The 7,513-nt window shown below is 44.8% G+C and carries 7 protein-coding genes and 1 tRNA gene; 7 read left to right on the forward strand and 1 reads right to left on the reverse strand.

The annotated features are described in order from the left end of the window. From HWQ67_RS09985 to HWQ67_RS10015, 7 genes are all read left to right on the forward strand, one after another. Positions 1-1,066 (forward strand): IS66 family transposase (locus HWQ67_RS09985; RefSeq protein ID WP_218252545.1); only part of this gene is annotated, 1,066 nt, incomplete at its 5' end. A 50-nt stretch (positions 1,067-1,116) separates the two neighbouring features. Further along, positions 1,117-2,418 carry a KGGVGR-motif variant AAA ATPase gene (locus HWQ67_RS09990; protein ID WP_218252546.1) on the forward strand — a complete coding sequence of 434 codons (1,302 nt, stop codon included), beginning with the start codon at positions 1,117-1,119 and terminating at the stop codon, positions 2,416-2,418. After that, positions 2,415-3,107: a hypothetical protein gene (locus tag HWQ67_RS09995; protein WP_218252547.1), complete on the forward strand. Its 693-nt coding sequence runs from the start codon at positions 2,415-2,417 to the stop codon at positions 3,105-3,107. The genes HWQ67_RS09990 and HWQ67_RS09995 overlap by 4 nt, the downstream gene beginning before the upstream one ends. 39 nt (positions 3,108-3,146) lie before the next feature. After that, positions 3,147-4,031, forward strand: coding sequence for a glycosyltransferase (locus tag HWQ67_RS10000; RefSeq protein WP_218252548.1), 885 nt, complete (start codon positions 3,147-3,149; stop codon positions 4,029-4,031). After that, positions 4,019-6,004 carry a sensor histidine kinase gene (locus HWQ67_RS10005; RefSeq protein WP_218252549.1) on the forward strand — a complete coding sequence of 662 codons (1,986 nt, stop codon included), beginning with the start codon at positions 4,019-4,021 and terminating at the stop codon, positions 6,002-6,004. Before HWQ67_RS10000 ends, HWQ67_RS10005 begins: the two co-directional genes overlap by 13 nt. A 124-nt stretch (positions 6,005-6,128) precedes the next feature. Then, a tRNA-Leu gene (locus HWQ67_RS10010) sits at positions 6,129-6,215 on the forward strand. 263 nt (positions 6,216-6,478) lie between these two features. Continuing rightward, positions 6,479-7,066, forward strand: coding sequence for a DnaJ domain-containing protein (locus HWQ67_RS10015; protein WP_218252550.1), 588 nt, complete (start codon positions 6,479-6,481; stop codon positions 7,064-7,066). A gap of 24 nt (positions 7,067-7,090) precedes the next feature. Here HWQ67_RS10015 and HWQ67_RS10020 read toward each other — a convergent pair. After that, on the reverse strand, positions 7,091-7,513 hold a 423-nt coding region (locus tag HWQ67_RS10020), incomplete at its 5' end, for an IS1 family transposase (RefSeq protein ID WP_218252551.1).

Raw genomic sequence — 7,513 nt, forward strand, 5'->3', positions numbered from 1 at the left:
ACAACTTCATGAGTTTGGTGTTGATATATCGTCAGGTCAACTCAGTAGAATATTGGTTGAAGGTCATGATAATTTTCACAAAGAGAAGGAAGATATTTTAACTACCGGTCTTGAAATTAGCTATTACATTAATGTGGACGATACAGGAGCCAGACATGATGGTCAAAACGGAGTATGTACTCATGTTGGTAATGAACTTTTTGCCTGGTTCAAAAGCACTGAATCAAAAAGTCGCATAAACTTCCTCGAACTCCTCAGAGGTAGCCAGAATGATTACCATATCAATGAGGATGCCTTGGCTTATATGGAAGCGCAAAAACTGCCCAAAGCTAAACTCCAGATACTTAAAGAAGATAGTTTAAAAATATTTATAGCTAAAGAACAATGGGAGAAACATCTACAGAAAGTGGGAATAACGCAACAGCATCATATTAGGATTGCCACCGAGGGCGCTCTTGTTGGCAGTGTTTTAGAAAATGGCTTTAACCCTGATATGGCAATAGTCAGTGATGATGCGGGGCAATTTAATGTTTTTCTGCATGCTCTTTGCTGGGTTCATGCTGAAAGAACAATTAATAAGATAGTTCCTTTTGCGAATAACCAAAGGTTAGCATTAGATGAGAGCAGGAAGAAGATATGGGATTTATATGCTGACCTCAAAGAGTACAAGAACCATCCTGTCCATGAGAAAAAAGTAGAGATTGACAGCAGGTTTGAGAGAATATTTCAGGATAAAACTTGCTTTATGACATTAAATCTTGCTCTTAAACGATTGTATAAGAACAAGGCAGAACTTCTTCTGGTCTTAGACCGGCCTGACATACCACTTTATAATAATACAAGTGAAAGAGACATACGGGAATATGTCAAACGCCGCAAAATCAGTGGTGGAACTCGTAGTGATTTAGGTAGAAAATGCCGTGATACTTTCATCAGTCTCAAAAAGACATGCCGTAATTTGGCCGTCTCCTCTTGGCATTATATTAACGATAGGGTAAGTAAAAATAATACCATTACTCAATTGGACGCAATTATGCGTCAAAAGGCTGTTACCTCAACTTTTTGAGATGTTACCAAGCAAGTTCTTAATAATGCTATTTTGAATGGAGATATTATATGAGCACGGTGTTTTTTAACAGTGCTTTGAAGATTGCACTCAATACGGTTAAACGTAACGTCAATAGCGGTGATATCGTTCTGGTACGAGATTTGAATGGACGGATACGGGTATTAGCTCCCGGACACGAGAAGGATTTGTCCGGTGAGCACAAAACAGCGTTTGACAAGTGCAGCCAGGAGCTGGCAGATGCCCTCGGCGCTTACGGGTTTCCCAAGGATAGGGCGGTGTTATATGCAAGTGCTCTGGAGCTTGGAGACGATACCTTTAGAGATCGGCAACTCATAGATGAAGAAGGTGCCTTGAAGGTCTGGCTTCTTGACAGACAGATAATTGGTCAGGATTGGATGCGTGCATCGCTTAAGCGTAGGACTACAAATCGACGTGTCACGTTTTTCGGGATCAAGGGTGGCGTAGGGCGTTCAACCGCACTGGTTATTTGGGCATGGCGTTTGGCCAAACAAGGGAAAAAGGTACTGATTTTCGATCTGGACTTAGAATTCCCTGGTGTAAGCAGCACGTTGCTGCCTGATGAGTATTTGCCGAATTACGGAATCGTGGACTGGTTTGTCGAAGACGGCGTCGGACAGGCCAATGTCATAGAAAATGCGCTTATCGCCTCAAGCCCGCTGGCCAGGAACCTGCCGGGAGAAATCAAAATAGTACCCGCCTTCGGGCAAGATAAGGAAAATTATCTGCCCAAGCTCGCCAGGTGTTATGCAGAGTTCAGTGGCAATGGGCACAGGGCTTGGGGTGAGCGTCTGCAGCAGATGGTTGAGACGGTGGAAGACAAGGAAATGCCTGACCTGGTCATCCTCGATAGCCGTGCCGGCCTGCATGATATCGCTGCGGTCTCTGTTACTCGAATGGATGCAGACGCTTTTATCTTTGCTGCTGATTCGTTGCAGACATGGAACGCTTACGCTTTTTTGTTTAAACACTGGCAGCAATATCACCCAAAGATAAAGGATTTCCGGCGAAAATTGCAAATTGTGGCGGCCATGATACCTGAGACATTGAGGGCAGAATACCTCAATCGATTCAAAGAGAGATCGTGGGGGTTGTTTCGGGAGCATCTTTACGATGAGGCAGAAGCACAAACAACGGATGTCTTTAGTTTTGATGTAAACGATGAAGAGGCGCCACACTACCCGATATCGGTCTATTGGAATAGAGCGTTGCAGGAATTTGATCCCTTACAAGAAAGTGGGGGCGTTGATGAACAGAATCTTGAAACGGCCATGGGTAAGTTTATGACCGAGGCTGAACGCATAGTCTTTACAGGGGAGGAAAACCTATGACGACAAAATACAGATTTCCTCATGATATACAAGAGCTGATAATAGATGCCTTGCCACAGGACACAGCGATTTCTGGTAAACCGCCTAATATAAAATACACCTTCATACCTATGGGACATTCAAAGGCATTGCATCCTGATGCCATGCTGGTCAGTGGAATCCGGGGGGCAGGAAAGAGCTTTTGGTGGACTGTCCTGTACAGTAAGAAACATCGCCAAATGGTAGCTCACCTACTGCCTAACTCCAATATAGGTGAAAATACAAAAGTATTCTTAGGATTTGGAGAGAGTCCCAACCCGGAAGACTACCCTAATAAACATACTCTCGTGCAAGTAAGCAAAAAATTCGATCCCCAGCAGATATGGCGTTGCGTTGTATTGCTACAGGTTATCAAGAATACCCCTGAAGGTCGATCATTGCCTGTTTCAGAATGGTCAGATAAAGTCCAATGGGTGATCGATAACCCACAGAAGGTGGAGAAGCTGCTGTACAATGCCGATACTTCCAGCGCCGAGGTTAAGCTCCCTCCGATGCACTTGGGTGAAGGGGCCAGTGGCATAATAAAGGATATTCAATCCCTGGGTGTCTTCAAGGTCATGACGGACAAACGGATTAATATCCCGGATGTCTATCGGGTCGGCTATGGGTTGGGACGCAAAGGCGGCATTAAAGCGGCTGCCAATGAATAAAAACTACCGACATAACAAAGGCAGGCAATAGATACCAGCATGGAAGCCAAAAAGGTCTCGGTACTTATGCCAACGTATAACCACCGTGCCTTCGTGGAGGAGGCCATCCAGAGCTGTCTGAACCAGACGTACAAGAACATCGAGATATGTATATCGGATGACTGCTCTACCGATGGCACTGCCGATATCCTCAGGATGTATAAAGAGCGTTACCCGGACATCATAAAACTATTCGTTCAACCCTATAATATGGGCGTATACTCTATAGCAATAAATGCCAATAAGACCTTGGATATGTGCCAGGGGCACTACATCGCAATTTGCGAGGGAGATGATATGATGCTGCCTGAAAGACTCCGGCACCAGGTGGAGTTCCTTGAAAACAACCCCCGCTGCATAGCCGTAACTCACAACTGTGAGGTCTTTGACTCCGAAACGGGAACAATTGATAACGACTTCTTCAACTACCTAAACACCAGAGACCGCTCTACCAGTTATCTGATAAAGTTTGGCAACCACGTACATACACCAACCGTGATGTTTAGAACTCTCAGAGAGACTCCCTTCAGGACCAATCCGTCTATAAAGAGAATGCTTGATTGGTATCTGTTTATAGAGATGTCCATGCACGGTGAGATTGCACACCAGAACCTGACGCTTACACGATACAGACGACACGGTAACAATATCAGCAAGACAAACCTGACAGAAGACATACTCGTAACGCTTTCCCTCGTTGAGGCCAACTATCCTCAGTTTATCAGAGAGGTGCAGGAGGCAAGGGCATATATGTACCTGCATCAGTTCAGGAAAAACAAGGCATCAGCCTATGGCAAGGGGCTTTTTTCGTACAACCCCCTGCTGCTGACCTACTCACTGGCAACGGCAGTTGCAGACAAGGTGGTGAAACGATGGCGCCATTAAAAAAGTTGGGGGTTACAAGTCCCCTTGTGTTTTCTCTCGTTACGATATTTTTCATATGTTTGTGTGAGTTTATTATCGTTATATCCCTTGACGGTATAGCACACAGGCTTGTATATCACAAAGAGCTGGTTGATGCCGTGATATTATCGGTAATGCTTCCCGTGTTTCTGTACTACTTTTGGTTTAGTTCGCTGCGGGTGAAGCTCCTTGACAATGCACGAATCGTGGAAGCTACAGAGAGGTCAAATCAAGACCTCCGGGAACAAATCTCCAGGGTGCAGGATACGGAAGTCTTGTACAAGTCCCTCATGGAGGCCATCCCTGATATAGTGTATAAGGTTGATATGGATGGCAACTTCACATTCATTAACAGTGCCGTCAGGATGCTTGGCTATGAACCGGATGAGCTGATTGGCAGGCATTTCAGCACGATAATAGCGCCGGAGGAGGTAGAGTATGTAAGCCGAGTGGCCGTGTTGCCAATGTACATGGGCAAGGCGCTCGGTGAGCATCACTCCCCTAAGCTCTTTGATGAACGTAGAACCCTCAACCGCAGTACACGCGGCCTGGAAGTACACATCATCAAAAAGCGTGCATCCGATGCCAACAGTGATGCACATGGTGCTGATACAATTGTTGGTGAGGTAAACAGTTCCGGTGTATACAGATTTGACCCGGCCAGGGATCAACAGGAGTTTATCGGCTCCCTTGGCATAATAAAGGCTGTTGAGCAGTGGGGATCATCCGGGGTGATAAGAGACATCACCGTGCGAAAACAGGAGGTAGACAGTCTGTTGAGACTAAAAAAGATGATGGAAGATATAACCCAGGGTGTCTCTGACAGCATGAGCCTCATGACCGATGACTTCAAAATATTGTGGGCAAACAAGGCCACAGAAGATAACACCGGATATACGATCGATGAACTTATAGGAAAGCATTGTTACGAGGTCACGCACAACGTAGACAGTCCCTGTGATTCCCCCCTGCACCCATGCCCTATAAAAGAGGTCATGACCACTGGTAAACCAACCACCATGTTGCACGTACACCGGGACAAGCACGGAAACAGGAGATACGTGGAAGTCACCGTATACCGCATAATCGAAGAAGATGATAACAGCACCAACAGGTACATCTACGTATCAAAGGATGTGACGGATAAAAAGAAAATGGAGGAGAGTCTGTTTGAGTTAAATAACCTCCTTAAAGAGCGGGTACAACAAGAGACCATGTTAAAGCTCGAAAAAGAGCAACTCCTGGTGCAACAGTCCAAGATGGCCTCCATGGGCGAAATGATAAACTCCATAACCCACCAGTGGAAACAGCCGTTAAATGCCATATCCGTTACGGTCATGGAGCTGGCTGAGGCATATACGTATGGAGAACTCAGCAGCGATTATCTAAATGTGCTGAAAGATAATATACTGCAACAGGTACAGTTCATGTCCAAGACGATGGATGATTTTAAGAACTTTTTGCGTCCGTCGAAAGAAAAAATCTCTTTTGACATAAAGGAGGCAATTCAGGATATAATAGCGATGTTTTCTCCTCTGTTTAAGAAGAGTAATATATTGATAAATTTTAGCGTTGTCCGAGAAGGGACATTTGAAGTATCGGGTTATCCAAATGAGTTCAAACAGGTAGTACTGAACCTGATCAACAATTCAAGGGATGCCATTATCTCAAGGGCAGATCAGACACCCCAGGAGGGTCGTATAGACATCAGTATAGACACTGAAAAAGAGAGGCTGATTGTTGTATCGATCCGTGATAATGGCGGTGGAATACCACCGGAGTTGCTTGACAGAATTTTTGAGCCTTACTTTACAACAAAATCATCGGATAAGGGTACAGGCATAGGGCTATATATCTCAAAGACTATCATAGAGAACAGCATGGGGTGGCGACTTGCGGCAAGCAATCTTGAAGGAGGGGCAGAGTTCAGGATAGAGATATTGTTGAGCAGTTGAAAAAAGAGTTCCATGTATGATATGCTATAGCAATATGTGATGGCAGCGCCGTGTAGAGTTCGTTAGAGGGCTGTATATCGTAATGGCATGGCACAGAGCAAAAGACGTTGGCAGTGGTTATATTGCCGGTGTGGTGGAATAGGCAGACGCGACGGACTCAAAATCCGTTGGGGGCGACCTCATGGGGGTTCGACTCCCCCCACCGGCACCAAAAAAAACACATAAAATTAAAACCTTATCGGAACTCCACCGAGTATCACCGAGTATCATAGAGTATCACTATGTATCAAAACTGCTCGCAATATGCGAACAGTGGATGCAAAAATGCGTGCAAATCACGTACATATATGGCTGTTGGATAATGGCGTTTTAAGCCGTGGCAGTGATGTGCCCACTTGCCCCCAAACCTGTGAACAAAACTTCACTGGATTTTCCGTTACACCACCAGTTAGACTATCGGCAGGGTGATGTGATATGACCGACATCAATAAGTGCTATGACATACTTGGCCTCAAGCCGGGGGCTACGGAGGCAGAAGTAAAGCAAGCTTACAAGGACTTGATCCAAGTATGGCATCCAGACCGATTTGCGCACAACCCACGTTTGCAGAAACAGGCGGAAGAGAAGGCCAAAGAGATTAACGCTGCTTACAGGGAGATTGTAAAGTACCTCAAAGAGCAAAGCGCATATGCAGGCAGTGAGCAAAATACTGAGTCCTCAAGGGAGCAAGACGGAGGGCTTTATAACGTCCTCTTTAGTGGGGGAATATTGCCAGGCTTCAACGACATTAAGGTCAAGCAAGACCTTTGCGATTTGTTCAAGATAGAGCCAGGCAGCTTTAAGGGTAGAAGGATATTTGAAAACAAGACAGTAACAATGAAAGCCGGCGTTGGCATTAACGATGTTGAACAATGCAAGGCTTTAATGGCAGAGGTAGGGGCTGTCTGTATTGTTGTGCCGGTGGGGAAAGAGAAAGCAGAGACAGACAGCAGTCACTCTAATGATACGCAAGAGACAAAAAAAGACAAACCCAGTAAGATTTTTGATTATATTAAAGGGTAGTCCTGTAAAGGTAGTGTAATGATGTCATGCGCTAACCAGAGAAGCATTATAATGATGAATAAAATACCATACCGATCCAATGTGGTTTTCTATTTTTTTAGAAAAAGAAAGAGCTTTCCTGACTAATCTGGATATTCTTTGTCTCATTGTGCAATTAAATCTTTCGATGTGGCTTGTTTTTCCACTTTCCTTTCCAACAGGGCGATGTCTTTTTGATGGGATAATTCCTGCGTATGCCATCCAAAAATCTGTATAACATACGGCGCATTGTCTATAAACTGGAGGAAGAGAATTCCATAATCCTTTAGCGCCTTCCATGTCGCGACTCCCCACAAAAGCACCTGCAACTTCGCCTGAATCATAATCTAATGCTAACCAAATCCATTGCTTATTCTCCTTATTTCCAACAAATGACCACATTTCATCACATTGGATTGTTAAACGTCC

It is taken from the genome of Candidatus Magnetobacterium casense (genome assembly GCF_019173545.1).
Taxonomy (GTDB): domain Bacteria; phylum Nitrospirota; class Thermodesulfovibrionia; order Thermodesulfovibrionales; family Magnetobacteriaceae; genus Magnetobacterium; species Magnetobacterium cryptolimnobacter.